At 48.3% G+C, this 24,920-nt stretch carries 28 protein-coding genes; 13 read left to right on the forward strand and 15 right to left on the reverse strand.

Going from position 1 to position 24,920, the window contains the following annotated elements; translation table 11 throughout:
• Positions 1–3: 3 nt before the first annotated feature.
• The 6 genes from O4H47_RS07770 to O4H47_RS07795 all read right to left on the reverse strand — a co-directional run bounded on the left by O4H47_RS07770 (position 4) and on the right by O4H47_RS07795 (position 3,777).
• Entirely contained in the window at positions 4–567 is a 564-nt protein-coding gene (locus tag O4H47_RS07770; RefSeq protein ID WP_269393385.1) for a fasciclin domain-containing protein, read from the reverse strand.
• 117 nt (positions 568–684) lie between these two features.
• Positions 685–1,383, reverse strand: coding sequence for an anti-sigma factor (locus O4H47_RS07775; protein ID WP_269393386.1), 699 nt, complete (start codon positions 1,381–1,383; stop codon positions 685–687).
• Positions 1,380–1,952 carry a sigma-70 family RNA polymerase sigma factor gene (locus O4H47_RS07780; RefSeq protein WP_269393387.1) on the reverse strand — a complete coding sequence of 191 codons (573 nt, stop codon included), beginning with the start codon at positions 1,950–1,952 and terminating at the stop codon, positions 1,380–1,382. The genes O4H47_RS07775 and O4H47_RS07780 overlap by 4 nt, the downstream gene beginning before the upstream one ends.
• An 80-nt stretch (positions 1,953–2,032) precedes the next feature.
• Entirely contained in the window at positions 2,033–2,413 is a 381-nt protein-coding gene (locus O4H47_RS07785; protein WP_269393388.1) for a helix-turn-helix domain-containing protein, read from the reverse strand.
• The gene (locus O4H47_RS07790; protein ID WP_269393389.1) at positions 2,410–3,033 is read right to left on the reverse strand and encodes a Smr/MutS family protein; all 624 of its coding nucleotides are present in this window, start codon (positions 3,031–3,033) and stop codon (positions 2,410–2,412) included. The genes O4H47_RS07785 and O4H47_RS07790 overlap by 4 nt, the downstream gene beginning before the upstream one ends.
• Positions 3,034–3,054: 21 nt before the next feature.
• Positions 3,055–3,777, reverse strand: a complete 723-nt coding sequence (locus O4H47_RS07795; RefSeq protein ID WP_269393390.1) for a Tim44/TimA family putative adaptor protein — start codon at positions 3,775–3,777, stop codon at positions 3,055–3,057.
• 153 nt (positions 3,778–3,930) lie between these two features.
• Between O4H47_RS07795 and O4H47_RS07800 the strand changes: the two genes are divergently transcribed.
• Together O4H47_RS07800 and secB are read left to right on the forward strand one after the other, a co-directional pair.
• Complete coding sequence (locus O4H47_RS07800) at positions 3,931–4,419, forward strand: FxsA family protein (RefSeq protein ID WP_269393391.1); 489 nt, start codon at positions 3,931–3,933, stop codon at positions 4,417–4,419.
• A gap of 92 nt (positions 4,420–4,511) precedes the next feature.
• Positions 4,512–5,009 (forward strand): protein-export chaperone SecB, encoded by a 498-nt coding sequence (secB, locus tag O4H47_RS07805; protein ID WP_269393392.1) that lies wholly within the window; start codon positions 4,512–4,514, stop codon positions 5,007–5,009.
• Positions 5,010–5,022: 13 nt separating this feature from the next.
• Here the strand turns inward: secB and dnaQ are convergent, their stop codons facing one another.
• Genes dnaQ through O4H47_RS07825 form a run of 4 tightly spaced genes read right to left on the reverse strand, consistent with a single transcriptional unit; the run spans position 5,023 to position 7,785 of the window.
• Positions 5,023–5,721 carry a DNA polymerase III subunit epsilon gene (gene dnaQ, locus O4H47_RS07810; protein ID WP_269393621.1) on the reverse strand — a complete coding sequence of 233 codons (699 nt, stop codon included), beginning with the start codon at positions 5,719–5,721 and terminating at the stop codon, positions 5,023–5,025.
• Between the two features lie 49 nt (positions 5,722–5,770).
• A complete protein-coding gene (gene coaE / locus O4H47_RS07815; protein ID WP_269393393.1) occupies positions 5,771–6,364 on the reverse strand; it encodes a dephospho-CoA kinase in 594 nt (197 codons plus the stop codon).
• Positions 6,361–7,200 carry a shikimate dehydrogenase gene (locus O4H47_RS07820; RefSeq protein ID WP_269393394.1) on the reverse strand — a complete coding sequence of 280 codons (840 nt, stop codon included), beginning with the start codon at positions 7,198–7,200 and terminating at the stop codon, positions 6,361–6,363. The genes coaE and O4H47_RS07820 overlap by 4 nt, the downstream gene beginning before the upstream one ends.
• A complete protein-coding gene (locus tag O4H47_RS07825) occupies positions 7,201–7,785 on the reverse strand; it encodes a Maf family protein (RefSeq protein ID WP_269393395.1) in 585 nt (194 codons plus the stop codon).
• Positions 7,786–8,240: 455 nt separating this feature from the next.
• Between O4H47_RS07825 and hemE the strand changes: the two genes are divergently transcribed.
• The 8 genes from hemE to O4H47_RS07865 all read left to right on the forward strand — a co-directional run bounded on the left by hemE (position 8,241) and on the right by O4H47_RS07865 (position 16,750).
• Complete coding sequence (hemE, locus tag O4H47_RS07830; RefSeq protein WP_269393622.1) at positions 8,241–9,278, forward strand: uroporphyrinogen decarboxylase; 1,038 nt, start codon at positions 8,241–8,243, stop codon at positions 9,276–9,278.
• Positions 9,279–9,282: 4 nt separating this feature from the next.
• Positions 9,283–9,708: a protoporphyrinogen oxidase HemJ gene (gene hemJ, locus O4H47_RS07835; RefSeq protein WP_269393396.1), complete on the forward strand. Its 426-nt coding sequence runs from the start codon at positions 9,283–9,285 to the stop codon at positions 9,706–9,708.
• Positions 9,709–9,871: 163 nt separating this feature from the next.
• The gene (gene rho / locus O4H47_RS07840) at positions 9,872–11,137 is read left to right on the forward strand and encodes a transcription termination factor Rho (protein WP_269393397.1); all 1,266 of its coding nucleotides are present in this window, start codon (positions 9,872–9,874) and stop codon (positions 11,135–11,137) included.
• 9 nt (positions 11,138–11,146) lie between these two features.
• Positions 11,147–12,460, forward strand: coding sequence for a tRNA uridine-5-carboxymethylaminomethyl(34) synthesis GTPase MnmE (mnmE, locus tag O4H47_RS07845; RefSeq protein ID WP_269393398.1), 1,314 nt, complete (start codon positions 11,147–11,149; stop codon positions 12,458–12,460).
• 29 nt (positions 12,461–12,489) lie between these two features.
• Positions 12,490–14,370 carry a tRNA uridine-5-carboxymethylaminomethyl(34) synthesis enzyme MnmG gene (gene mnmG / locus O4H47_RS07850; protein ID WP_269393399.1) on the forward strand — a complete coding sequence of 627 codons (1,881 nt, stop codon included), beginning with the start codon at positions 12,490–12,492 and terminating at the stop codon, positions 14,368–14,370.
• 3 nt (positions 14,371–14,373) lie between these two features.
• Positions 14,374–15,027, forward strand: coding sequence for a 16S rRNA (guanine(527)-N(7))-methyltransferase RsmG (gene rsmG, locus O4H47_RS07855; RefSeq protein ID WP_269393400.1), 654 nt, complete (start codon positions 14,374–14,376; stop codon positions 15,025–15,027).
• Positions 15,028–15,051: 24 nt separating this feature from the next.
• Complete coding sequence (locus O4H47_RS07860) at positions 15,052–15,852, forward strand: ParA family protein (RefSeq protein ID WP_269393401.1); 801 nt, start codon at positions 15,052–15,054, stop codon at positions 15,850–15,852.
• Between the two features lie 10 nt (positions 15,853–15,862).
• Positions 15,863–16,750 (forward strand): ParB/RepB/Spo0J family partition protein, encoded by an 888-nt coding sequence (locus O4H47_RS07865; RefSeq protein WP_269393402.1) that lies wholly within the window; start codon positions 15,863–15,865, stop codon positions 16,748–16,750.
• 399 nt (positions 16,751–17,149) lie between these two features.
• Here O4H47_RS07865 and holA read toward each other — a convergent pair whose 3' ends face one another.
• From holA to leuS, 3 genes are read right to left on the reverse strand one after another with little or no spacing between them, the layout of a single operon-like run.
• Positions 17,150–18,172, reverse strand: coding sequence for a DNA polymerase III subunit delta (gene holA / locus O4H47_RS07870; RefSeq protein WP_269393403.1), 1,023 nt, complete (start codon positions 18,170–18,172; stop codon positions 17,150–17,152).
• Positions 18,169–18,666 (reverse strand): LPS assembly lipoprotein LptE, encoded by a 498-nt coding sequence (lptE, locus tag O4H47_RS07875; RefSeq protein WP_269393404.1) that lies wholly within the window; start codon positions 18,664–18,666, stop codon positions 18,169–18,171. The genes holA and lptE overlap by 4 nt, the downstream gene beginning before the upstream one ends.
• Positions 18,653–21,280, reverse strand: a complete 2,628-nt coding sequence (leuS, locus tag O4H47_RS07880) for a leucine--tRNA ligase (protein WP_269393405.1) — start codon at positions 21,278–21,280, stop codon at positions 18,653–18,655. The genes lptE and leuS overlap by 14 nt, the downstream gene beginning before the upstream one ends.
• Positions 21,281–21,454: 174 nt before the next feature.
• On the opposite strand from leuS, the gene O4H47_RS07885 reads away from it, so the two are divergent.
• From O4H47_RS07885 to O4H47_RS07895, 3 genes are all read left to right on the forward strand, one after another.
• The gene (locus O4H47_RS07885) at positions 21,455–22,135 is read left to right on the forward strand and encodes a YggS family pyridoxal phosphate-dependent enzyme (protein WP_269393406.1); all 681 of its coding nucleotides are present in this window, start codon (positions 21,455–21,457) and stop codon (positions 22,133–22,135) included.
• A gap of 103 nt (positions 22,136–22,238) precedes the next feature.
• Entirely contained in the window at positions 22,239–22,922 is a 684-nt protein-coding gene (locus tag O4H47_RS07890; RefSeq protein ID WP_269393407.1) for a response regulator transcription factor, read from the forward strand.
• Between the two features lie 15 nt (positions 22,923–22,937).
• A complete protein-coding gene (locus tag O4H47_RS07895) occupies positions 22,938–23,384 on the forward strand; it encodes a cyclic nucleotide-binding domain-containing protein (protein ID WP_269393408.1) in 447 nt (148 codons plus the stop codon).
• A gap of 2 nt (positions 23,385–23,386) precedes the next feature.
• Here the strand turns inward: O4H47_RS07895 and xth are convergent, their stop codons facing one another.
• Together xth and O4H47_RS07905 are read right to left on the reverse strand one after the other, a co-directional pair.
• Entirely contained in the window at positions 23,387–24,190 is an 804-nt protein-coding gene (xth, locus tag O4H47_RS07900; RefSeq protein WP_269393409.1) for an exodeoxyribonuclease III, read from the reverse strand.
• Positions 24,191–24,278: 88 nt separating this feature from the next.
• A complete protein-coding gene (locus O4H47_RS07905) occupies positions 24,279–24,887 on the reverse strand; it encodes a LolA family protein (RefSeq protein WP_269393410.1) in 609 nt (202 codons plus the stop codon).
• Positions 24,888–24,920: the final 33 nt, after the last annotated feature.

A 24,920-nucleotide genomic window follows, 5' to 3' on the forward strand; every position in this document is an offset into this window, starting at 1 on the left:
GACTTATTTTGGGACCAAAACTGAGCTGACCACATGGATCACGCCATTTGACTGTTTCACGTCCGCAATCGTCACTTTTGACGCGTTCATGTTTTCATCAATGATATAAAGTTGGTCATTTTGTACCTGTGCGGTCAAAGTATCACCGCTCACCGTTTTAAATGCCCAAGTGCCACCATTATCCATTGCGTTTTTCATAATGTCAGCGCCGGACCAGTTGCCTGCTGCCACGTGCGCTGTAAGCACTTTAACCAGCATGTCTTTGTTTTCTGGCTTCAACAATGTTTCAACTGTGCCTTCAGGCAATGCAGCAAAACCCGCATTTACTGGAGCAAAAACTGTAAACGGACCACTTGATGCCAATGTGTCCACAAGCCCTGCAGCTTTAACTGCGGCAACCAATGTGGTGTGGTCTTTTGAGTTCACAGCATTTTCGACGATGTTTTTGTCTTCAAACATTGGCGCGCCACCGACCATTGGGTTTTCTGCAAAAGCTGCAGAAGATGCGAATGCGATGCCAGCTGCCATAACAAGTGCTGTTGAGGATTTCAAAATTGATTTAATCATTCTCAGTTCTCCGTTTCCTAAGTGCCCCAATTTTCGGGGTTAATAAAGGAACGGGAGAGCGTTCAGAATTGTTTCAAAAAACTCAATTTATTTTGAAACATGTTATAAATCAGCACTTTATGCCAAATCTAATATGCCCGTCGCGATCACTGGGCCTGTTGGTAGTCCCGTTTTCGACCCGCCGGTTGGCTCAACAGAAATGGCCAAAACCGCGCCTTGTGCCAATAGTTGGCGAATATCATCAGGCAGAGTGATGGATGCAGTTGCCTTTGGCGCAACTAGGCCCATGGACACCGGTTTAGCCCCTTCGCCCGCAATCACCCACAATTCGTGTTCGTGGCCATCCGCCGCTTGCATATTGGTGGTGAGGGTCAGCGTACCCGAACGTTGGTCAAACCTAGCCAACATCGCCTGAGGCGCAGCTTCTCCGCTCAATATTGCTATTAGTGTGGGTTGGGGGACAAAAGTAAGCGGCAAATAATTAATGCCAACCACCAAAATCAAAACAGCTAGAGCACCAGCAAAACTTGGCGCAAGGAAATTCGCGCTAAAAATTGCTGCCCACCAAGGTGAAGAATTTGTTTTAGATGTGCCAATAGCTCTTTCAATGTTTTGCCAAACAGCGGGGGAAGGCGAAGCGGACGGCACCTGATCCAGCAAAGGCAGCAGCCGTTCTGACCATTCATCTACTTCGTGACGAAATTCTATTTCGGTTTCGTACCGTTTGGCCGCTTCTTCGCGCAATTGACCTTCAAGCACACCCATGGCTTGTTCAGCCGCCAACATTTTGTTGCGTTCGTTTAAAGGAGACGTCATGATTTCAAACACTCCTTTAATTGCATGAGACTGCGTCTGATCCAGGTCTTAACGGTATTAAGGGGTATATTAAGCGTATCGGCGGCTTCCTGATAAGACCAGCCAGACAAAAACGTATGGCGAACAGCCAAGGCATGATCACTTTTTAACTGATCCAAACAAAGATCAATTTGGTTCTTTTGGTCGGCTTGCAAAAGGGCTTGCTCTGGGGTTGGCCCCACATCTTGCAGGTCCAAATGATCGTCCAGCTGTTGAGTGGGTTTACCCCGCGCTCGATAGCGATCAATCGCATGATTGCGCGCAATGGTGGCCATCCAAGCAATCACGGATGCGCGGCCTGTTGCAAATTGGTCCGCTCTGTTCCAAACTTTTATGTAAACTTCTTGAATCACGTCTTCTGCTTCGCTCCTGTTGTTCAAGATACGAAAGCAAACGCCAAAAAGTTTCGTTGAGGTGCGATCATATAGCTGCGAAAAAGCCTTCCGGTCTTTCAACGCGACACGGGCGAGCAAATTCTCTAGGTCTTGGGCGGTATTATGGACGCCTGCTTGAGAACCAAAACCAGCCATTTACGCATGTTCCCCAAAAGAGTTAACTAGGAAACGCAGCGCAACCGCGGTTGGATCACATAAATATCGGAATTTGAGTTTTATCTATTTTTTGCGCGTGCCCGTGCGCCGCGCTGTTCAATCTCTTGGGTGAGATAGGCGAGGTCTTCTTCTTCCAAGCTTTCGATATTTTGTGCCAGTCTGTTGGTCAACTCCGTGGCCTTTGGGGGCATGCCCGAAGTATCAATCGTTACCTTGGGATCAGAGATTTCAGCCAAACGCTGCAGTTCCTCTGCTTCGTCCCAAATCACATTAAAATAGGTAATGATGCGTTGTAGCATGAACCAAGTTGGGGTGCCGCGATGACCATGTTCCAAAGCAGACAAATAAGCGCTAGAAATGTTGAGATCTGCAGCCATTTGTTTGAGCGAAATGTCCCGATCCTTGCGAATTTTGCGGATTTTTGCGCCAAGCGGGGTCATTTGCTTGCCTTTTTTAGTCGAACATAAAGCGCCCCTGCCCCGCCGTGGTTTTGCGCTGCCGCATCAATGCCCGCGACCATATGGATCAACGCGGGCTCCTTTAACCAACGTGGAACAAGATTGCGCAGCACGCCTTTTTGTTCAAACTCAGCATAGCCGGTGCGTTTGACGCCCTTGCCAGTGATCACCAAAACATTGCGGTCACCACGATGAAAGGAAACGCTAATGAAATGGATCAGAGCCGAATGGGCCTCGAATTGGCGCATACCGTGTAAATCAAGCGTTGCATCAATGGAAATCCGACCACGTGCGATTTTGCGGCGCAGTTTTTGATCCATTGGCTTGTCGGCTTTTGGCGCAAGGCTTACGGAATTGAAATGGGGCAAATGGCGGTCGGTATTATGGATGTGGGTGGCGAGCGGCGCCCAGCTTTTTGCGAGTGGGCGCACTTTTGCTCGCGGCCTTTTGATCTGGTCCTGATCGAGCGCGCTAGGCAATTCAGGCCGCTTGACCCGCAAGATGTTCTGCTCGCGGGGTTTAAGCGGACTGACCGACTTTGTCACTTCCGTCCAAAGGTGCCAATCAGCGATGTCTTTTGGCGGTTTTTTGGCGCGTGACATTTGTCGTATTGATCCGTTTGTTTAATCGAGCTGGTTGGTGCTGATCAGTTTCCAATTTGGATCGCGTGACTTTGTGTTGCGAGAAAAAGTCCATTCGTCGGAAATATTCACCACTGCTTCTTCATCGCCATCAATCAATTCGCCATCGGCGTTTTTGGTAGCAGAAACCACTTGCGCAGCATATTGAATGGTCACATTTGCGATTTTATTGTCCACCTCAGCGGCACGCAGCGTGACGTCAGAAAATCCAACAAAGGTAAAATCAACTGTTTCACCACGTGACTCTCGTTCCGCAATAGCGGATTCAAAACCCTCGTAGACTTGTTTGTCTAATATCATTTTAAGGGTCTTGCGGTCCCCCTGCGCATAAGCCACCACAACCATTTCGTATGCAGAAATGGCGCCATCCATAAAGGATTTTGGGCTAAAGCTCTGGTCTTCTTCGATAATTTGGTTCAGGCCAACCGCAAGTGCTTCATCACCCTTTGCAAGGCGTTCAATTTCGGCATCCAATTTCAAGCGACGTTTTTGTGCGTCCAAATTCACAGGAGCGATTGGTCGTTCGCGGTTGGGCAGACTAACCACATTGCCTTCGTCCGCATCGCTTTCATTAATGGAAGCGTCTTTGTGCTCGGGTGGCTTTTCAAAGCCATCACGGGTGCCCAAGACATTTCGGAGACGCAGCAAAACCACCACGGCAACAACCAAAAAGAATATCGTTGGAATGTCTATAAATTCGCCCATATCTGCCTCTATTTTATACCGTCACGCGGTACTCGTATTCTTTGTCAATCGCTCCTATATATAGAACGAAACAGGCCTGTGACCAGCGCTGATACGCGCTATTTATGTGATTTGGTTCACTTTGTCCGGCTTTTTGATTGAAAGGAAGATGTTTTGGGACGCTATTTGTTCGCACTGTTTTTGCTTGTACCGATTGTCGAGATTGCCATTTTTGTTGCAATGGGCGGGTTGGTTGGCTTTTGGTGGACCATGGGCGGCGTGGTGTTTACGGCCGTTTTGGGTTCATATTTGCTGCGGCTGCAAGGGTTTGCGGTGTGGGCTGAGGTCCAGGGCAAATTAGGTGCGGGCCAGTTCCCGGGACGCTCCATTGTTGACGGTATCATGCTTGCGATTGCGGGTGCTTTGCTGCTCACCCCAGGTTTTTTTACCGATGCGGTTGGCTTCGCACTATTTGTGCCCCAAGTTCGCTATTTCATTTTTGAACAGTTGCGGCAGCGCATCAGCATTGTTTCCGCCAGCGGTTACACCCAATATTCATCTCAATATTCTGCGCAGGATCCCACCCATCGGCCATCTCCCTTGCAGAACGAAGACGGGGTGATTGACCTAGAAGACGAGCGTTGGCGCGGCAAAGACCAGTAAAATCGACGCATAAGGCGTTCGGTTCTTGCTGCTTTAGTCTAAAGATGATAGCCAAAACACCGAGTTTTTTTATTGGAAAGATGGGCAGATAAATGGCCGAAGAAACACCGAACACAACCGCTGATCAGAATGCACCACAACCCTCGTTGCACATTGTTGGCCAATATATCAAAGACCTCAGCTTTGAGAACCCAAATGCGCCGGCTTCGCTTGCCCCGGGTGCAGCACCGCAAATCGGCATTAGCATTAATGTTAGCGCGCAAAAACAAGACGAGAAGATTTACGCTGTTGAACTGACGATCAACGCAAAAGCTGAGCGCGATGACAATGTGCTGTTTAATGTTGAATTGGTCTATGGCGGCCTGTTCGACATTCAAAACTTCCCAGAAAACCAAATGCACCCACTTGTGATGATTGAATGCCCACGGCTGATTTTCCCGTTTGCACGTCAAATCCTTTCAAGCATCACTCAAAATGGCGGCTTCCCTCCATTGTTGATGGAACCTGTTGATTTTTCAGCGATTTACCGTCAGAACTTGGAAGCAGCTGCTGCGAAAATCAAAGAAGGCGAAGAGCCGACAGTTAATTAATCTGTCTCTTTGATTATTGGTTTTGTGACCAGTATTTTTGCCAAATTGGCATATCGGACAAGCCAGCGACGAAGTCCTTGTGACTTTGTCGCTGTTTTTCATTTAGGGGTGAGGGTAAGGGCGTTGCGCGCTGTTTAACGCTGGTTTTGGATATAGAGATACCCGCTTCATCTTTTGTTTCTTGCGCAAGGCTGAAAGCGACCTGCCGGCCGCCGATTAGCTCAAGGTAGACCTCTGCTAAGATCTCACTGTCCAAAAGCGCGCCGTGCAGGGTACGACGGGACAAATCGATACCATAGTTTCGGCACAGCGCATCCAGATTAACCCGCGCTCCGGGATGTTTTTTGCGCGCCAGCAAAACTGTATCAATCACGTCATTTTCAATGCGCGGGAATTTGCTCCATTCGAGTTCAGCCTGCAAGAACCCCATATCAAAAGGGGCGTTGTGGATGATCAGTACAGAATCTTCAATGAAATCAATGAAATCTTGTGCCACATTTTTGAACAGTGGTTTATCTGCCAGAAACTCTTCGGACAACCCATGCACTTTGAAGGCTTCTTCGGGCATGTCACGTTCTGGATTGCAGTATTTGTGGAATGTTTTGCCGGTTGGAATATGGTTCATCAGTTCAACACAGCCAATTTCCACCAACCGATCGCCCTTTGCAGCGCTCAAGCCTGTGGTTTCTGTATCAAGAACAATTTCCCGAATGCCCATTAATTAGATCGCTTCTACTGGTCTTTGGATGTTGGTCGCCAGTTTAGTCATTCACCAGCGCCCGGCAAGTTTGAATGATGTCATCCACCATTTGTTGGGTTTGATCTGGCGTTTTCCCCGTATCTATCAAAAAATCGGCGCGCTGTTTTTTGTCCTGCTGGGACATTTGGCGCTCTTTGATGGCGGCGAATTTTTCTTCGCTCATGCCAGGACGCGCCATAGCGCGTTGCTTTTGTGTTTGATCATCGCAAAAAGTAACGGCGATTTTGTCGAGCGGGTAAGCCTTTCCCGTTTCAAATAGCAGTGGAATTTCCAGTACGACCAGTTTTTGCCCAACATTTTGGTGAAAGGAGATAAATTCATGCATTTTTTGATGCACCAAAGGATGCACAATCGCTTCAAGTTGTGCCAGTTTACCTTTATCGCCCAAGACTTCGCCCGCTAGGGCTGCGCGATCAATTTTTCCATCAATAACCGCTTTTGGGAAAGCCTTACCGACAGGCACTATAGCTTCATTTTGATAAAGCTTATGTACTGCCTTATCAGCATCATAAATGGGCACATGACGTTTCCCAAACATTGAAGCGACGGTCGATTTTCCAGTGGCCATGGAACCGGTAAGGCCAAGTTTTATCACGATTGTGCCCCCAATATCTTTTCACGCAACGTCGAACTAACCGTTGGCCGCGCGCCAAACCAGCGCTCAAAGCCGGGTACAGCCTGATGCAACAACATCCCGACCCCATCTACGGTTCGCAGGCCCGCTTGTCGTGCATCTACAAGCAATGGGGTTTCAAGCGGCGTATAGACGATGTCGGTGACGATGGTATGTGTTTGTGCAAGGCTTAGATCGAGATCTTGAAACTTTGTCCCCCCCATTCCAACAGCACTTGTGTTAACGATCAAATCTGCATGCGGCGCTAATTTATTGAAATCACTGAGTAACGAAGCGACGAACGGCTTGTTTTCAAAAACTTTGTTTAAAGCGTTGCACAGGGATTGTGCGCGATCGGAGGTCCGGTTCAGCACCCGAATGCTTTGGAAACCACGTTCTGCTAACCCAACCAGGACTGCCCGAGCAGCGCCGCCCGCACCCAAAACAATTGCGTTTTGTATTTCTTTGTCCCAATCAGCCAACCGCTGGTCTAAGTTGGCCAAAAAGCCATACTTATCTGTGTTGTCACCGATTAATCTGCCGTCTTCAAGCCATAAGGTATTCACGGCGCCGATTTTTTCGGCTGTCGCTGTGATTTTGTCGCACAACGTCATTACCGCCTCCTTATGGGGAACGGTTACGTTGCCACCGATGAAGCTGCCACTTTTTATTTGATCCACAAACTCTGGCAAATCTATTGGGGCCACGTCGATTGCCACATAAGTTCCATCAATATTGAGCTCATCAAGCCAGTGGCCGTGTAGAATTGGGGATTTCGAATGGGAAATGGGGTGACCAATAACAAATGCACGTTTCATCTAAATGGCTTTCTGTTCGCGCAACGCGCTTAGCAAAGGCAAGAGCGGTAAACCCAAAATGGTGAAATAGTCGCCATCTATTTCTTTAAAGAAACGAATTGAGGGCCCCTCTAATCGATAGCCACCAACACTTTGCAACAACCTTTCACCTTCCAATTCGATGACATGATCGCGTTCTTGGTTTGAAAAATCGTGCATTGTCAAATGGGCTAGGCTTTGATGCTGCCAAATAATATTGCCGTTTTTAGCGAGTGATACTGCGGCGCAAAGCGTGTGTGTTTTGCCTTTTAACCCGTCTAATTGGTGGCGCAAACCTTCAATATCAATGGGTTTATGCAAATATGAATTATTAATACTCAAGGTTTGGTCTGCGCCGACGACAAGAGCCTGTGGATGACGCTGCGACACTTCAATGGCTTTAGCGTCTGCCAATTTTGCGGTTAGGTTTGGTTGATCAAAGGATGCATCGAGCTGTTTCGCTTCAATTTCTCGTTCATCGATTCGGGCAGTTTCTGCAGTGAATTGCAGACCTGCATTCTGCATAAGTTGAATTCTTGTTTTGCTTTTTGATGCGAGAATGATCATAATATCAAAGACTTAACCGGGTTGATTTGCGATATCCACATAGTTATCCACCGTTTGGGGGGCCAAATCGATAAGCGCGGGCAAATTTCGAGTTCCGTGATTTTTATACCCGTTGGTTTGAATCTCATCCACAGGATATGCTCGGTGGACATTGATTGGTGTAAACACGTGCATATGTGGACAGTGAATTGATGTTCAATTCTATCCCAGTTTTTGCACAGGTTATCCCGTTAATATGAACAGGCAAAATATATGTTAACGTTCCGGTAACCAATCGTTTTAAGGTTTTATTCACCATTTGGCGGCTTGGTTCTAAAATCAAACCCACAATTGGCGCGGATTTGCCACATGTGGACAAGACTTGTGGAACGAAAAGAATTCCTGCAAAACACAGGCATAAAGAAGAAGAAGAATCTAAGAATAGAATCTTATTTAGATAGGGATCGGATTAATTGGTGGTAGAAAAGACGGGTCGGAAGTTACTGGATTGTGTCAGAGGATTTGTAGATGACGTGCCACCTATGTGGATTATGCGCCAAGCCGGACGGTATTTACCTGAGTACCGGGAAGTGCGTGCATCCACTAAAGGATTTTTGGACCTATGCTACACGCCGCAAAAGGCTATTGAAGTAACATTACAGCCATTACGTCGCTTTGATCTTGATGCTGCAATCCTTTTTTCTGATATTTTGGTGATCCCCGATGCTTTGGGGCAGGATGTAAGGTTCGAAGTAGGTGAGGGACCAATTTTAACGGAAATCGAGAATGCTAATGATTTGGCTAAACTTGATGTTTCCAGGGTTCTTGAGCATTTAGCACCTGTTTTAGAAACTGTTCGTGGGGTTCGTGCAACTATTGATGATGATAAGACCTTGATTGGTTTTTGTGGTGCACCTTGGACCGTAGCAACCTATATGCTTGGCGGGCGTGGATCTCCTGATCAAGCTAAAGCAAGACTTTTTGCGTTGGCTCATCCCGACCTTTTTGCGCAATTGATGGACATATTGGTTGAGGCCAGCGCGCAATATTTATTGGCCCAACTTGACGCCGGTGCAGATGTTGTACAGATTTTTGAAAGTTGGGCGCTGAACCTGGACGAAGTGAACTTTGAGAACTTCGTGGTCAAACCAACGGTGAAGCTGGTGAACAAAGTACGTGCTGTGCGCCCTGATGCGCCAATTATTGGGTTTCCGCGTGGCGCAGCAACTATGATCCCAGGGTATATTAAAGCAACTGGGGTTAATGCTGTTGGGTTGGACTATGCTATGCCGTTGGCTTATGCGCGGGACAATATTTCGCCATTGGCTACCGTTCAGGGCAATCTTGATCCCTTGCGTTTGGTTTCTGGTGGCAAGCAAATGCTTGATCGCGCTGATGAAATTGTTACAGCATTTAAAGGTCGGCCGCACATTTTTAATTTGGGACACGGTATTGTGCCGCAAACACCAATTGAAAATGTAGAGGCACTCGTAAACCACGTTAAGGGTCACTGAGCGAATGGAATGGGTTAAAGCGCTGCATGTTATTTCTGTGATCGCTTGGATGGCGGGGCTTTTGTATTTGCCCCGACTATTTGTTTATCATTGCGATGCGGTGCATGGTTCTGTTCAGTCTGATACGTTTATCATTATGGAGCGGCGCTTGCTTAAAGCGATCATGACGCCTGCGATGATTGCCTCTTGGATCTTTGGATTGTGGTTGGTTTTTGGCTTTCAAATGGCAAGTATTGGTGACATTTGGGCCTGGATTAAAGGGCTTGGTGTTATTGGTCTCACGGGCGTTCATGTTCACTTGGCTGGTCATCAAAAGGCTTTTGCTGCGGGTGAAAACAAAAAACCAAGCCGCTATTTTCGTTTGATCAATGAAGTGCCAACGATATTGATGATATTGATTGTTATAATGGTGATTGTTAAGCCGTTTTAGCTTTTGAATTCGTGGATTTTGACGATTTTTCCTTGTCAAAGTTCACTATTTGCGATATACACCGCCAACTCCAACGAAACACATCGGTCCTTTCGACAAATCGACCTCGTTTACGTCTCCCCACCCCATTATTATGATCTGCCAGCACCAGGATACGTCCTTTATGCAGAATATGAAGCTCAGTGAGCTTAAGGCTAAAAAGCCAGCCGAATTGTTGGCGTTTGCCGAACAAGTAGAAGTAGAAAACGCAAGCACATTGCGCAAACAAGAATTGATGTTTGCCATACTTAAAGAACTTGCTGAAAATGACGTAGACATCACGGGTGAGGGCGTTGTTGAGATTCTACCGGATGGATTTGGCTTCTTGCGCAGTCCTGATGCGAACTATTTGCCGGGTCCTGATGATATTTATGTGAGCCCATCACAGATCCGCAAGTTTTCTTTGCGCACAGGGGATACTGTTGAGGGTCAAATCCGGTCCCCTAAAGATGGCGAGCGATATTTTGCTTTGCTTAAAGTGAATACGGTCAATTTTGAAGAACCTGAACGCGCACGGCACAAAATCAACTTTGACAATTTGACGCCGCTTTATCCTGAAGAACGTTTCAAAATGGAAGTTCAGGATCCCACGAGTAAAGATAAGAGTGCGCGCATTATTGATTTGGTCGCACCTTTGGGCAAGGGCCAGCGTGCATTGATTGTTGCACCACCTCGAACAGGTAAGACCGTATTGTTGCAAAATATTGCACAATCAATCGCTACCAATCACCCAGAATGTTACTTGATCGTACTTTTGATCGACGAACGCCCTGAAGAGGTTACTGATATGCAGCGCTCGGTGCGCGGCGAGGTGATTTCATCCACGTTTGATGAACCGGCCAGTCGTCACGTTCAAGTGGCGGAAATGGTTATTGAAAAAGCAAAACGTTTGGTCGAGCATAAGCGCGATGTTGTGATTTTGCTTGATTCGATTACCCGGTTGGGACGTGCCTACAACACCGTTGTCCCTTCCTCTGGCAAAGTATTGACCGGTGGTGTGGATGCAAATGCGCTCCAGCGCCCTAAGCGTTTCTTTGGTGCTGCACGTAATATTGAAGATGGTGGTTCTCTTACGATCATATCAACGGCGCTGATCGATACCGGCAGTCGGATGGATGAAGTGATCTTTGAAGAGTTTAAGGGAACTGGGAACTCAGAGATTATTTTGGATCGCAAAGTAGCGGACAAGCGGATATTCCCAGCAATCGACATTACAAAATCTGGCACACGTAAAGAAGAGCTTTTGGTCGAACCCGAAATGCTCAAGAAAATGTATGTGCTGCGTCGTATTTTGAATCCAATGGGCACCGTTGATGCTGTTGAATTCTTGCTCGACAAATTACGCCAAACAAAATCAAACACCGATTTCTTTGATTCAATGAACACCTAGGGCAATAAAATGACACTTGGACAGCAATCAGACACAATTGTCGCGCTGTCATCGGGTCAATTGCCATCGGGTGTTGCTGTTATCCGGGCGTCGGGGCCCGGTGCAGGGGACATTTGTGCTCTGTTTGGAATCAAACAACCTGCCGCACGTTTCGCAAAATTCGCAAAACTAAAGTCCCCCATCGATCATAGTGTGATTGATGAGGGATTAGTTTTGTTCTTTCCAAATCCGGCTAGTTTTACTGGAGAAGACCTTGTTGAGCTGCAAGTACATGGCAGCCGCGCTGTGGTGCAATTCGTGTTGGATCAAATGATCCAAATGCCCAGTGTACGGCTTGCTGAAGCTGGGGAATTTACCCGTAGAGCGTTTGAGAATGGCAAGTTAGATCTAACCCGCGTCGAGGGTATTGCTGATCTTATTGACGCTCAGACCGAAAGCCAAAGAGCACTTGCGGCGGCACGAATGCAAGGCGGCCTCAGCGAGAAACTGTCCACTTGGCGCCTGCAATTGGTAAAACTGCGTGCAGAGATCGAGGCGAGATTAGATTTTTCTGACGAGGATGATGTACCTTTTGAGCTGCCTATCACTTATAGCAGCGACCTAAAAAAGCTACACGAAGAAATCTCCTGCGAACTTGGTGAGTTTAATCAGGGACGCATGATCCGCGAAGGTGTGCGTGTGGCGCTTGTAGGCCATCCTAACGTTGGCAAGTCTTCACTGCTGAATGCTCTTTCGCGATCAGAGGTGGCTATTGTGACTGAAGTCCCCGGCACCACACGTGATGTCATCGAAGTTGAAATAGATCTCGGCGGCGTTTTGTTTCGATTATTTGATACGGCCGGTATCCGAGAGACCGTTGATCATGTGGAGAGCATTGGCATTGAACGAACACGCAATTCGGCCTCGTTGGCCGATATCGTGATCGGCTTGACGGACGATGGCCAATTGCCTGATGGGTTTTCGTTTGACATGATCGTTGGCACAAAATTGGATTCACGTGAAACAGATGCCAAGTTTTCCGCTGATGTTAATATCAGTGTAAAAACAGATGATGGACTAAAAGCGTTCAAAAAACTACTTGTGGATCAGGTAACCAAGATGAATGATTCACGTGAAACATTGCTTATTTCTCACAAACGTGATCAGGCCGCATTGACTGAAGCGCGGGATGCGCTGGATCGAGCATCAAAATTGGTGTATGCACCAGAGCTGCTTGCAGAAGAACTCAGAGTTGCCTCCTACGTCTTAGGTCGTCTGATCGGCGAGGTGGGCACAGAAGATGTACTTGACGAGCTCTTCGCTGGTTTTTGTATTGGCAAATGATTCACGTGAAACAAAGTGTTGGAAAAAGCATGACGGATAGATTTGATGTCATCATCGTGGGTGGTGGACATGCTGGTTGTGAAGCTGCAGCTGCTTCAGCACGCCTTGGCGTGAAGACTGCTCTCGTCACCCACAAATTCAACAAAATTGGTGAAATGTCGTGCAACCCAGCGATCGGCGGTTTGGGTAAAGGGCATTTGGTCCGTGAAATTGATGCGCTGGACGGTTTGATGGGCCGAGTGGCAGATCAGGCTTGTATTCAATATCGCATGCTCAATCGACGTAAGGGTCCTGCTGTGCGCGGGCCGCGCATGCAGGCAGATCGAAAACTCTATAGAGAAGCCATGCAGGCCGCAATTGTTGCGCAGGAAAACCTCAGCGTGATCGAGGGTGAAGTTGACGATCTTATTGTTGATCGAGACGTCATTCAGGGCGTGGTTTTGGGTGATGGCACCAGTATTGGTGCTGAAGAAGTGGTGTTGACGACTGGAACGTTCTTGCGTGGCCTAATTCACTTGGGTGAACAGCAGATTCCTGCGGGGCGTGTTGGCGAAAAGCCCGTATTGGGTCTTTCTAAACGTCTGGAAGCGTTGGGTTTGCGCCTGGGTCGACTAAAAACAGGTACACCGCCACGTTTGGACAAAAACTCCATCGATTGGGATCAGTTAGACGTGCAGCACGGGGACGAGGATCTTGAACCACTTTCTGCACTAACCAAGAAAATTACCGTACAACAAGTGCCCTGCTACATTACGCGCACTCATGCGGGCACACACAAGATCATCCAAGATAACTTACAAAAGTCTGCCATGTATTCCGGCCGTATCGAGAGCTTAGGGCCGCGCTATTGTCCTTCGATCGAAGACAAGGTCGTCAGGTTTGCGGATCGGGACTCACATCAAATCTTCTTGGAACCAGAAGGTTTGGATGATGATAACATATATCCAAACGGGATTTCGACGAGCCTTCCTGAAGATGTTCAGCTGCTCGTTGTACGCTCTCTGCCAGGGTGTTCGCATGCCATCATTAATCAACCTGGTTACGCGATTGAATATGACTATATTGATCCACGAGAATTGGATCACACATTGCAACTCAAGCGTTTACCTGGTCTATCACTTGCTGGGCAAATTAATGGCACCACGGGCTATGAGGAGGCCGGCGCGCAGGGGTTGTTGGCGGGAGCGAATGCTGCAAAGCGCGTATTAGGTGAAGAACCAATCAAACTTTCTCGCACTCAGAGTTATATCGCTGTGATGGTCGACGATTTGGTGACGCGTGGGGTGACAGAACCCTATCGTATGTTCACCAGTCGCGCGGAATTTAGATTGCATTTGCGATCTGACAACGCGGATCAGCGGCTGACCCAAATCGGCATCGACCAAGGCTTGGTCGGTGCTGAACGTAAAACACATTTCGTTGGGCGAATGAACGCGCTGAACGGGGCGCGTGCGATGCTTGACCGATTGTCACTGACGCCGACGGAAGCGATAAAACACGGGATAAAAGTGAATGCGGATGGTGTGCGTCGCACGGGGTTTAACTTGTTGTCTCACCCCGACGTGGACATAACAACACTTCGTAAGATTTGGCCCGAACTTGAAGAATTCCCCTTAGCCATTTTGGAGCAAGTTGCTGTTGACGCTCAATATGCCGTCTATTTGGATCGCCAACAAGCCGATGTGGAAGCGGTTCGCCGAGACGAGAATCGATCCATTCCCAAAGGTTTAGACTATAAATCGATTGATGGCCTTTCCAATGAGATGTGCCAAAAATTGGATTTACATAATCCAACGAGCATTGCGCAGGCCCAACGTATAGAGGGCATGACACCGGCGGCCATCATGTTGATACTCGCCGCGTCTAAAAGAATGGATTCACGTGAAACAGTGCCAAAGCAAGTTGGTTGATCGATGATTTCTCCAACAACATCAGACCTGGCATTGCTTCTAGAGCTATGTGCTGAACTCGAGCTTGACTACAAACCTGTGCTCACAGATCTTCAGAAATACGCACAGGAGCTCGTTCGGTGGCAGGATATCAAAAACCTTGTTTCACGTGAAACATTGCCAGAAATTTGGCCGCGACATATATTAGACAGCTTGCAGCTCGCAAAGCATGTTGATCCAAAACGCGGCATCTTGTTGGATTATGGCAGTGGCGGCGGATTGCCAGCAATTCCATTGGCCATCGTCTTCAAGAATACGCCACTTCAGGTGCACATGATTGAAGCGAATGGGCGCAAATGCTCGTTCTTGCGGCAAATTTCGCGCCAATTGGTGCTAAACTGCGTGGTACACAACCAGCGAGTTGAGGCGCTGGTGCTTGATCCTGCGATCGAAGTGGGCACGATGACAGCACGGGGGTTTGCTGATCTGGGGGGCACATTTTCCTACTGTTTTCCACATTTTGGCCCACATACTCACGCACTTTTGCAAAAAGGCCGTGGATATGATGAAGAAATTGCAGCAGCTCAAGAGAAATGGCGTTATGATCTTGAGACATTTAGCAGCGTTGTCGCTCCCGATTCCGTCATTTTGGCAATTTCGGGTCTCAAACAGCGTTAAGAATTGTTGTTGGAGGAGATAGTGGTGCATCCGCGTATTCTTACATTGGCAAACCAGAAGGGTGGTGTTGGTAAAACAACGACAGCCATCAATTTGGCGACGGCTCTCGCGGCAATTGGCGAACGTGTGTTGATCGTTGACATAGATCCGCAAGGAAATGCCAGCACGGGCTTTGGTATTGATCGTCAGGCGCGCCAATATTCTGCTTTTGATCTGATGACTGGGGAGGTGGAGTTAAAAGACGCCATTGTCTCCACCAATGTGCCCAATGTGGTGGTTGTGCCTTCGACTATGGATCTTTTGGGTCTTGAAATGGCGATTTCGGACAGTGGTGATCGCGCCTTTCGATTGCGCAATGCTTTGAGTGGCGCAGGTGACATCATTTTCGATGGTAAGCCAATTACCTACATTCTGATTGATTGTCCGCCTTCTCTTAACTTACTTACGATTAATTCTCTGGCGGCGGCCGATGCGGTTTTGGTGCCGATGCAGTGTGAGTTTTTTGCACTTGAGGGCTTGAGCCAATTGTTGAGTACGATCGAACAGATCAAGACCAGTTTGAACCCCAACCTCTATATTCAAGGGGTGGTGATGACCATGTTTGATAAGCGAAATAATCTTTCAAATCAAGTTCTTAGCGATGTGCGTTCGCACCTTGGGGATTTGGTTTATGATACGGTGATCCCACGGAATGTGCGGCTCTCAGAAGCTCCTTCTTATGGAAAGCCGGCTCTTTTATACGACCTAAAGTGTGCGGGAAGTCAGGCCTATTTGCACTTGGCGACTGAAGTGATTAAGCGTGAACGTCGATTGACGGCGGCATAGGACCAAAAAAATGAACGATAAAAACACAAACAGTAGACTTGGTCGTGGGTTGGCAGCTCTTATTGGTGATGTGCCTCCGGTTGAAGCGACGCGAATTACTTCTGGTGATGGCATACGCCGATTGCCCGTCGAGTTTATTGTTGCGAGCCCAAACAACCCCCGTCGCCATTTCGCGCCAGAGGATCTTGAAGATCTAACCAATTCAATTCGTGAAAAAGGCGTAATGCAGCCGATTTTGGTTCGACCAAGTCCGCTTGACCCTGATCTATATGAGTTGGTAGCAGGTGAGCGCCGTTGGCGCGCATCACAGCGCGCAGGCTTACATGAAGTTCCTGTGATCATTCGCGAAGTCGACGATCGAGAAGCGCTCGAGTTGGCCATTATCGAGAACGTGCAACGGGCGGACCTAAACTCACTAGAAGAATCAAAGGGTTACGATCAGTTGATGCAGCAGTTTGGTTATACGCAGGCTGATTTGGCCCAGGTGATTGGCAAGAGCCGAAGCCATGTGGCCAATACCCTGCGTTTGATGAAATTGCCACCGAGCGTGCAGCAATATGTTTCTGATGGTGCTTTATCTGCGGGGCATGCCCGTGCGTTGATAACAGCTTCTAACCCGGAAGAACTGGCAAAACGCATAATCGATGGTGGGTTGAGTGTTCGTGAAGCTGAAAACTTGGCGCAAAAGCAAGCACAGGCCAATGAGAATGGTGAAAAGGCCGCGCAGAGTTCAAAATCTATAAAAGATGCAGACACATTGGCACTTGAAAAAACGCTCAGCGACTTGTTGGGACTGAAAGTGGCGATTGATCATAAAGAGCGTGGCGGTAAGATCGAGATTAAATATCGCACGCTTGAACAGTTGGATGATGTTTGTCAGCGCCTGCAATCGCGCTAATTTGTCAAAAAACGACATCAGAATTTGGGGACGCTTTTGGCGTCCCTTTTTTTTCACCAAATGGTGGCTCACGTTGGGTGTCGGCACTGAATCGGACGGGAGTTACCTAAAATGCATCTGATTAATCTGAATTTAGTTAATCATGGCGGATTCCGATTTGGGACAGATTCAGAGAGAAGATCAATTTTTCTAATGATATTTCAAGGTGTTACCAGTATATGGCGCCTGTGCTCCAGCATATGTACGTGCGCTACAGACTCGCTGACGACCCATAGCCCGGCTTTTCGTGCTCAGAACGATCACAGAGCCCGTTTTACTGCGTTGCTGCAGGGTTGTGCCGATGAGGTTTTTGCGGTGTTACCAAATCTATGTACTTTGGAAATTGCAAATTGATTGCAATCAATTTCTAGCGGCGATTGTGGCAATTGCCAATAAGGCTTGGCGTGTGTGTTCGGTGTCCAGGTTAGCGTTCATGCGTGTGTCTAGCACTGTAGTTTGTAGACGCGCACATGCTATGGCCAAATTTTTTGCCGACCATGAACGTACTTGGCTTTCGATGGACGACTTTCTTGAAAAGTGAACGCGGAAGCGCCCCGAACTCATCACCTCTTGTAATGTTTTACCTGAATCATAGGACGCGCGCATCTCGCGCAAGTTTGAAAAATGCATTAGGGCGCGAGTTAGGATCGCAGAAGCATGTGTCCCTGAACTAAAGGCGCGGCTTAAAGCTGTGTCTAGTTTTTGAACATGTCCAGTGCCCGCACTGTCCAGCACCTCATCCATTGTTTCGCTTGCGTTATCGCCACAAAGGGCGATGACGTCATTATATGAAATCTGCTTGCTCTCCTGAGCAAATATCATCAGTTTTTCAACTTCGAGGCGTGTAATTTGACGGTCGTTGCCCAGCACATCAATTAGTGCGCGTAAGGCATCACTTTCGATCTGAATTTGTGCGTTGTCGAACATTTGCCGCGCCAATTGTGTAAGACTTCTGGTGTCATCGGCAAAGCAAGGAACGGCACGCGCAGATTTTTGTGCTTCTGCCAGTTTTCTTAAGGCGTCTTTTGGGGTTAAATTACCCGCTTCGACCAACAAAACTGCGTCAAATCCATCCTTCACGGTCTGTTCGATTTCTTTGGCGAAGGCATTTGTGGCGCCGCGGACGCGGATAACGCGTAGATCTCCGAACATGGAACGGGTATTTGCTTCCACAGCAATTCGTTCACCTGGATTCTCAAAATCTCCAAAATGCAGACTAACCAGTGACATGGGGTCGGCATCTTTGGCGTGAAAATGGGCTTGTAAACGATCAGTTGTTTCACGCACACGGCCAGCGTCCGGACCATAAATCAGCACCAGACCTGAGGTGAGATCGGGCCGTGCCAAAAAGCCATCAACGTCTCGCGCTTTTAATGCGGTCAAGGTTTTTGCTCGTTAATCGCTAATACAATCAAAAGCTCCAATTGGCGGGCGAGGTCTTTTGCAGCCCGATGGTAGGCATCTGTTTGCGCTGTTTTATTGGCGAATTCTTGGGCGCTTGATTGATAGATCGCAGACGAAAAACGCTCGCCTTTAGCAATAATTTTGTCGGTGTTGATATTGGTGAGCACGAATGATGTGCGCACAGTTGCCTCATTTTCAGCCCGGGTGAATTCTGACTCGACACCAAAAACGGAACGGGTAGATGTTGTGGTTGATAGTTTGAGCGCATAGTCGGGCGTAAATGAACGGCCAAGTTTGAATGCTAGATCTTGAATGATCGTTTGTTCAATCGGGGAGGTTGGATTTTGGTATGAAAGGGCATATTCGCCCCCTTCATATTCCTCATAAACGGGACGCAACGTGCAGGCGGCCAGCAGCATTGTGCTGGCCAACACCAAAATCAGCGCGGAAGCTCTGCGATCAAACAACGACATTAACAATCCTACCTGGGACAACGATGACCTTTTTAGGGGGCTGTCCGTCCAAGATGCGCGAAACAGCATCCAGTGACAAGGCGGCATTTTCGATTTGATCTTTGGGCAGGTCTTTGATGATTTCAATTTCACCACGTCGTTTGCCGTTGACCTGAACGGGCAAAATAATCGTATCGTCTTTTAGGTACTGTTCATCCGCCTCGGGCCAGCTTTCGTCGGCCAAAATGGTTGAATTGCCTAGATGTGCCCAGCATGTTTCGGTCACGTGTGGTACCACTGGGTTGCACAATTTTACCAAAAATGTGGTGGCTGTACGAATGGCGGCGCGCTCTTTAACTGTTGGGTTGTGTTTTACCGTAGCGACGGCCTTACCCAACACATTGGTGAGTTCATACAATTGGGCGATAGCGCGGTTAAAGCGAAGGCTTTCATAAGCATCAGAGACTTGATCAACCGCGCGATGGGCAGATTTGAGCAGGGCTTCAGTGTCAAAATTGTCGGTTGCCCCATCGGCATCGTTTGCAATGATGGCTTGGGCCTCATCCACCAAACGCCATACTTTTTGCACAAAGCGCCATACGCCTTCAATACCGCTCTCGGTCCATTGCACGTCACGCTCTGGAGGGGAATCGGACAAAACAAACCAACGGGTCGCATCCGCGCCAAAGCTTTCAGCCATGGCGGTCATGTCGATCACATTGAGTTTAGATTTGGACATCTTTTCGATTGAGCCAATTTTTAGCTGTTCGCCGGAAGCTTTGTGAATGGCAATGCGATCTTCTGTTGTGCCCTCAAAACTAATCTCTTCCGGGGAAACCCAATCACCTTGCGATGTTTTGTAGGTTTCGTGTGTAACCATGCCTTGAGTGAACAGACCCTTGAAAGGCTCGGTGACATTTAAGTGGCCGGCTTTTTTCATCGCCCGGGCAAAGAAGCGCGAATAGAGCAAGTGCAAAATCGCGTGCTCAACGCCGCCGATATATTGATCAACGGGTAACCATTCGTCAGCCGCTTTTGGCTGAGTTGGTGTGGAAGCATGTGGTGCTGTAAAGCGGGCGAAATACCATGAGCTGTCCACAAATGTGTCCATTGTGTCTGTCTCGCGCCGGGCAGGGGCGTCGCAGGTTGGGCAATGGGTGTCTTTCCATGTGGGGTGATGATCCAACGGGTTGCCAGGTTTTTCAAAGCTCACATCGTCGGGCAGTTTGACCGGGAGATCTTCCTCGCGTACAGGCACAATGCCGCAATTGTCGCAGTGGACAATGGGAATGGGGCAGCCCCAATAGCGTTGGCGCGATATGCCCCAATCGCGCAGGCGGTAATTCACCTTACGCTCGCCTTGTACCTGGCCGTTGATATCCACCTTGGCCAACCGATTGGCCACTTCTTCAAAAGCGTCTTTTGGGGTCATGCCATCAAGGAAGGACGAATTGATCATTTGCCCTTCGCCTGTATAGGCTTCATTTTCAACCGCAAATGTTGCAGCGTCTTCACCTTCCGGCATCACCACCGCTTTGACAGGCAAATCATATTTACGGGCAAAATCCAAATCTCGTTGATCCCCGGATGGGCAACCAAAAATGGCACCGGTGCCATAGTCCATCAAAACGAAGTTGGCCACATAGATCGGTAGTGTCCAATTTTCATCAAAGGGGTGTTTCACGTGAATCCCGGTATTGAAGCCGCGCTTCTCAGCCGTTTCAAGGGCAGCAACGGACGTGCCCAAACGGCGACATTCTTCAATGAAGCTTTGCAACTCGGGGTTTGATTTAGCCGCTTCTTGCGCCAAAGGATGATCTGCTGCCACCGCCATAAAGCTGGCACCAAAAATGGTGTCAGGTCGGGTGGTATAAACTTCGAGATCGTCATATCCTTCAGGGGCTGTTGTCTCATCAAGCGCCCAACGAATGGTCAAACCCTCAGATTTGCCAATCCAGTTCTTTTGCATCAAGCGAACTTTTTCCGGCCAATCATTTAGATTGTCGATTTCGTTTAGCAAGTCTTCGGCATAGTCAGTGATTTTGAAGAACCATTGGGTCAGCTCTTTTTGCTCGACCAAAGCGCCTGAACGCCAACCGCGTCCATCGATCACTTGTTCGTTGGCCAACACGGTGTGATCTACAGGGTCCCAATTTACCTTAGAGCTTTTGCGGTAGATCAGTTCTTCGCTCAAGAAGTCGATGAAGAGTTTTTGCTGCTGCGCATAATACTCAGGATCACAAGTTGCGAACTCACGTGTCCAATCCAAACTAAAGCCCATAGACTTCAGCTGGGTCTTCATGCTCGCGATATTTTGGTAGGTCCAGGTTTTGGGGTGGGCATTGTTTTTCATCGCCGCATTTTCGGCCGGCATGCCAAACGCATCCCAACCCATGGGGTGCAAAACATTGTAGCCCTTAGCCCGTTTGTAGCGCGCGATCACATCGCCCATTGTGTAGTTGCGGGCATGACCCACATGGCACCGACCAGAAGGGTAGGGGAACATCTCAAGGACATAGTATTTTTCGCGATCGTCCTCATTGCTGGACACGAAGCTTTTGCGCTCGTTCCAAACGTTTTGCCAATGGGGTTCACTTTCGCGCGGATTATACCGTTCTGAGTTGTTGCCGGTCACGTCTTATATGTCCTTTAGGTCGTCATGTTCGATTGGGTCTTGTGCCCAATACTTAAGCTTTGCACCGACCTTCACCAGATTTGGGGGGTGGGGTCAATATGGATTGGCTTTGAATCGTTTGCTCATGGGCGAAAAATGATTCAAATAGAGGGTACAAGTGATTTGAGGTTAAATATGGGTATCGCACAACTAGACGAAGTAAACCAGCGGATCAAAGAAGCGGCGCTGCGTTTTGGACCATTGAGCGAAGATGCGCCGGCGCCGAAATTGATTGCGGTGTCCAAAACTTTTGACGCAGATCAGATCGATCCGATCTTGAGCGCGGGCCAAAAACACTTCGGCGAAAATCGCGTGCAAGAAGCACAAGGCAAGTGGCCTACTTTAAAAGAGAAATATGATGGGATCGTTTTACACCTTATCGGGCCGCTGCAAACCAATAAGGTAAAAGATGCGGTTGCCTTGTTTGATGTGATCCATTCCGTGGATCGAGAAAAGCTGGCAAAGGCTTTGGCCAAAGAATTTACAGCGAGTGGACGAAAGCTGCCAGTCTTTGTGCAGGTGAATATTGGTGAGGAACCGCAAAAGGCTGGGATCGCGCCAAGTGAAACCGTTGAATTTGTGAAAACATGTCAAAACACTTATGGCTTGGATGTGCGTGGTCTAATGTGTATTCCGCCTGCAGGAGCACCCGCCGCACCCTACTTTGCGCAGCTGGCGGAATTGGCCAAGGGCGCAGATTTGCATGAACTCTCTATGGGGATGAGTGCAGATTTTGACACAGCGGTCGAGATGGGCGCAACATATGTTCGGGTTGGATCTGCGATTTTTGGACACCGCGACTATTCCGCCCATTAACCAACACGAAATTCACACGGGCTTGTGATTGGGATGTTAACAGCTAATGTCTACATTAGCGTTTCGATTTGAATTTTGGTGTTGGCCAACAAAAGGCAATAAAATGAATAAGCGTCGGCTTTTGATTGTGGATGATGAAGATGAATTGCGCCAGTCATTGGTGGATCAGCTGTCTCACTATCGTGAATTTGAAATCACGCAGGGCGCAGATGCGGCAACGGCGCTGCGTTCTGTAAAAGCCTCGCCATTTGATTTGGTGCTGCTTGACGTTGGCCTGCCGGATATGGATGGGCGCGAAGCGGTAAAGATTATGCGCCAAGATGGGTTCAAAAGTCCGATCTTGATGTTGACCGGGCACGATAGTGACTCGGATGAGATTTTGGGATTGGAAAGTGGGGCAAATGATTATGTCACCAAGCCGTTCCGCTTTTCCGTTTTGCTGGCTCGCGTCCGCGCCTTATTGCGCCAGCATGATCAAAGTGAAGACGTGGTGTTCACCATCGGGCAGTATAATTTCCAACCCGCGACCAAGACCCTTGAAACCGAAGATGGCAACAAGGTGCGTTTGACCGATAAGGAAACGTCAATTCTAAAGTTCCTTTATCGACAGGGCGCAAAAACGGTATCCCGAGATGTGTTGCTGCAAGAAGTTTGGGGGTACAATAATCGTGTGACCACCCATACGCTTGAAACCCACATTTATCGCTTGCGCCAAAAAATTGAGCGCGATCCAAGTAATGCAAGATTGTTGGTGACAGAAGAGGGCGGTTACCGCCTGGTGCCATAGAGTTCTGGATAAGACATGTCTCTTGAAGAAATCACAGCCATCTTAAAACTTGCGGACCCTTTTCAAACCTTGAGTGACGAGCAGCTCAAGCTGATCGGGTTCGTAAGTGATACGCGCAAGCTCGCCGCTGACGAGATATTGTTCAGTGAAGGGGCGATTGCGGATGGGGCATATATTTTGGTGTCGGGCGCTTTGGTGTCCAGCCATGCCGGCTCCAAATCGTCTGGGCCAGCCCTTGATCAAAAGGGGATGACCTTTGGCGAGTTAGCTTTGATCGTGAATAAGCCGCGCCCGGCCACCGTCACCGCCACAAGAGATAGCGAATTGATTTTTGTGCCGCGCACGCACTTCAAGCGTTTGATTGAAAACTACCCAGATCTTGCCGCGAAAGTTGCGGCAAGGATCAAATTGTCAATAAATCGATATGTCCATGCGTTGGGCGCAGCGGACGTGCACCAATAATCTTACCCGAAGTGGGAGATGATCGGCACGTGATCCGAAGGCTTTTCTGACCAGCCACGGGCGTCGCGCAATACCACGGTTTGTGTTGAGTGCTGAGCCACATCGGGCGTTGACCAAATATGGTCGAGCCGACGACCTTTGTCAGATTGGCTCCAATCTTTTGAGCGGTAGCTCCACCAGCTAAATAGCCGCTCGTCGTGCGGAATATGTTTGCGCACCACGTCCACCCAATTTCGCCGTGCTTGAATGGCGTCCAGCAATTCGGTTTCAATTGGGGTGTGGCTGACAACTTTGAGCAGTTTCTTGTGGGACCAAACATCATTCTCGTGTGGGGCGATGTTGAAGTCGCCAACAATCACATGGCCATCATCAAAGTCTTCGTGGTCAAACCAGTCTTGCAATTCAGCCAAAAAATCCATCTTGTGTTTAAACTTTGGATTGATTGTAACATCGGCCTCATCGCCGCCCGCTGGAATGTAGAAATTGTGAATACGGGTTTTGCCAAATGGCGCTTCAACAACACCACTTATGTGGCGAGCATCGCCCATGGCGCAGAATTCGCGCGCGTTGTGATCTTCCATTGGGATGCGTGAAACAATGGCCACCCCATGATAGCTTTTTTGGCCATTGACGGCCTGATAGGTGTAGCCGGATTCTTCAAACGCTTTTTTAGGGAACTGGTCGTTTTGACATTTAATTTCTTGCAAGCACAAAACATCGGGTTTGTGGTCCGCAAGAAAATCTTGAACCATGGGCAAGCGCAAACGCACTGAATTGATGTTCCATGTGGCTACCGAAATCGACATATGTGCTCCCTAAGCAAAAAGTGGCGAATCGCCAACCGCTCTATATTGGCAGCTTAGCAAATTGGGTCCACCCGTTTTTCGCTCAAACCTACTTGTAGTCTGGTAGGTAGAAATAGGCTTTTGGAATATCGATTTCAGTTGTGGTGTCATACATAGAAAATGTCACCTCGTTGCCGTTAGGCTCGGTCAGGGTCCATTGGTCAATGTCTTTGGTTTCAAGGTTGAAAATCATGGTGACTGAAACGGGCCCCGCTGGCGTGTCGTCTGCGACGCTAACCGCGATCATTTCCTCGGTTTTGATCACGTCTGTGATGTTGGCAGAAAACAGATCAATCGTATCGGACAGGAACTGGCGCAAAGGTACACGTGATTGGGGGTAGGCGAATTTTGATCGGTCTTTGCGGTTGATCACATAAAAGCCTTTGCCTACGGAAATGACTTCTTCGTATGAAGGAGGGGCATATTTGAAGCGGATTTTGTCTGGGCGCTTCAAATAGAAAATGCCTTCAGAGCGATTGCCGGCGCTGTCTAATTGTAAGAATCGTCCGGCCATTTGATCAATGGCGGAATGGTGCGCACTGATGTCATTTATGATCTGAGTTTCTTCTGGCGTTAGGGTGCGATCCAGGGCGTTGCTGGATGTCACAAAACTGAGAGTGATCAGAATGGCGAATAAGGGTTTGGCAAAGGGGCGCATAAATAATCCGCTGGTTCGTATCGAGGTGTTCAA

This window comes from Maritalea porphyrae, from assembly GCF_027213965.1.
In the GTDB taxonomy this organism is placed as follows: Bacteria; Pseudomonadota; Alphaproteobacteria; order Rhizobiales; family Devosiaceae; genus Maritalea; species Maritalea porphyrae_A.

Coding starts and splice junctions, on each gene's coding strand:
- rsmG (WP_269393400.1), top strand. CDS start 14,374: ATGATTTCTCCAACAACATCAGACCTGGCATTGCTTCTAGAGCTATGT.
- mnmG (WP_269393399.1), top strand. CDS start 12,490: ATGACGGATAGATTTGATGTCATCATCGTGGGTGGTGGACATGCTGGT.
- O4H47_RS07905 (WP_269393410.1), bottom strand. CDS start 24,887: ATGCGCCCCTTTGCCAAACCCTTATTCGCCATTCTGATCACTCTCAGT.
- O4H47_RS07795 (WP_269393390.1), bottom strand. CDS start 3,777: ATGGGCGAATTTATAGACATTCCAACGATATTCTTTTTGGTTGTTGCC.
- O4H47_RS07825 (WP_269393395.1), bottom strand. CDS start 7,785: ATGATCATTCTCGCATCAAAAAGCAAAACAAGAATTCAACTTATGCAG.
- O4H47_RS07820 (WP_269393394.1), bottom strand. CDS start 7,200: ATGAAACGTGCATTTGTTATTGGTCACCCCATTTCCCATTCGAAATCC.
- O4H47_RS07790 (WP_269393389.1), bottom strand. CDS start 3,033: ATGTCACGCGCCAAAAAACCGCCAAAAGACATCGCTGATTGGCACCTT.
- lptE (WP_269393404.1), bottom strand. CDS start 18,666: ATGTCGTTGTTTGATCGCAGAGCTTCCGCGCTGATTTTGGTGTTGGCC.
- O4H47_RS07895 (WP_269393408.1), top strand. CDS start 22,938: ATGTCTCTTGAAGAAATCACAGCCATCTTAAAACTTGCGGACCCTTTT.
- rho (WP_269393397.1), top strand. CDS start 9,872: ATGCAGAATATGAAGCTCAGTGAGCTTAAGGCTAAAAAGCCAGCCGAA.
- O4H47_RS07770 (WP_269393385.1), bottom strand. CDS start 567: ATGATTAAATCAATTTTGAAATCCTCAACAGCACTTGTTATGGCAGCT.
- O4H47_RS07890 (WP_269393407.1), top strand. CDS start 22,239: ATGAATAAGCGTCGGCTTTTGATTGTGGATGATGAAGATGAATTGCGC.
- mnmE (WP_269393398.1), top strand. CDS start 11,147: ATGACACTTGGACAGCAATCAGACACAATTGTCGCGCTGTCATCGGGT.
- O4H47_RS07865 (WP_269393402.1), top strand. CDS start 15,863: ATGAACGATAAAAACACAAACAGTAGACTTGGTCGTGGGTTGGCAGCT.
- xth (WP_269393409.1), bottom strand. CDS start 24,190: ATGTCGATTTCGGTAGCCACATGGAACATCAATTCAGTGCGTTTGCGC.
- secB (WP_269393392.1), top strand. CDS start 4,512: ATGGCCGAAGAAACACCGAACACAACCGCTGATCAGAATGCACCACAA.
- O4H47_RS07785 (WP_269393388.1), bottom strand. CDS start 2,413: ATGACCCCGCTTGGCGCAAAAATCCGCAAAATTCGCAAGGATCGGGAC.
- O4H47_RS07780 (WP_269393387.1), bottom strand. CDS start 1,952: ATGGCTGGTTTTGGTTCTCAAGCAGGCGTCCATAATACCGCCCAAGAC.
- O4H47_RS07775 (WP_269393386.1), bottom strand. CDS start 1,383: ATGACGTCTCCTTTAAACGAACGCAACAAAATGTTGGCGGCTGAACAA.
- hemJ (WP_269393396.1), top strand. CDS start 9,283: ATGGAATGGGTTAAAGCGCTGCATGTTATTTCTGTGATCGCTTGGATG.
- O4H47_RS07885 (WP_269393406.1), top strand. CDS start 21,455: ATGGGTATCGCACAACTAGACGAAGTAAACCAGCGGATCAAAGAAGCG.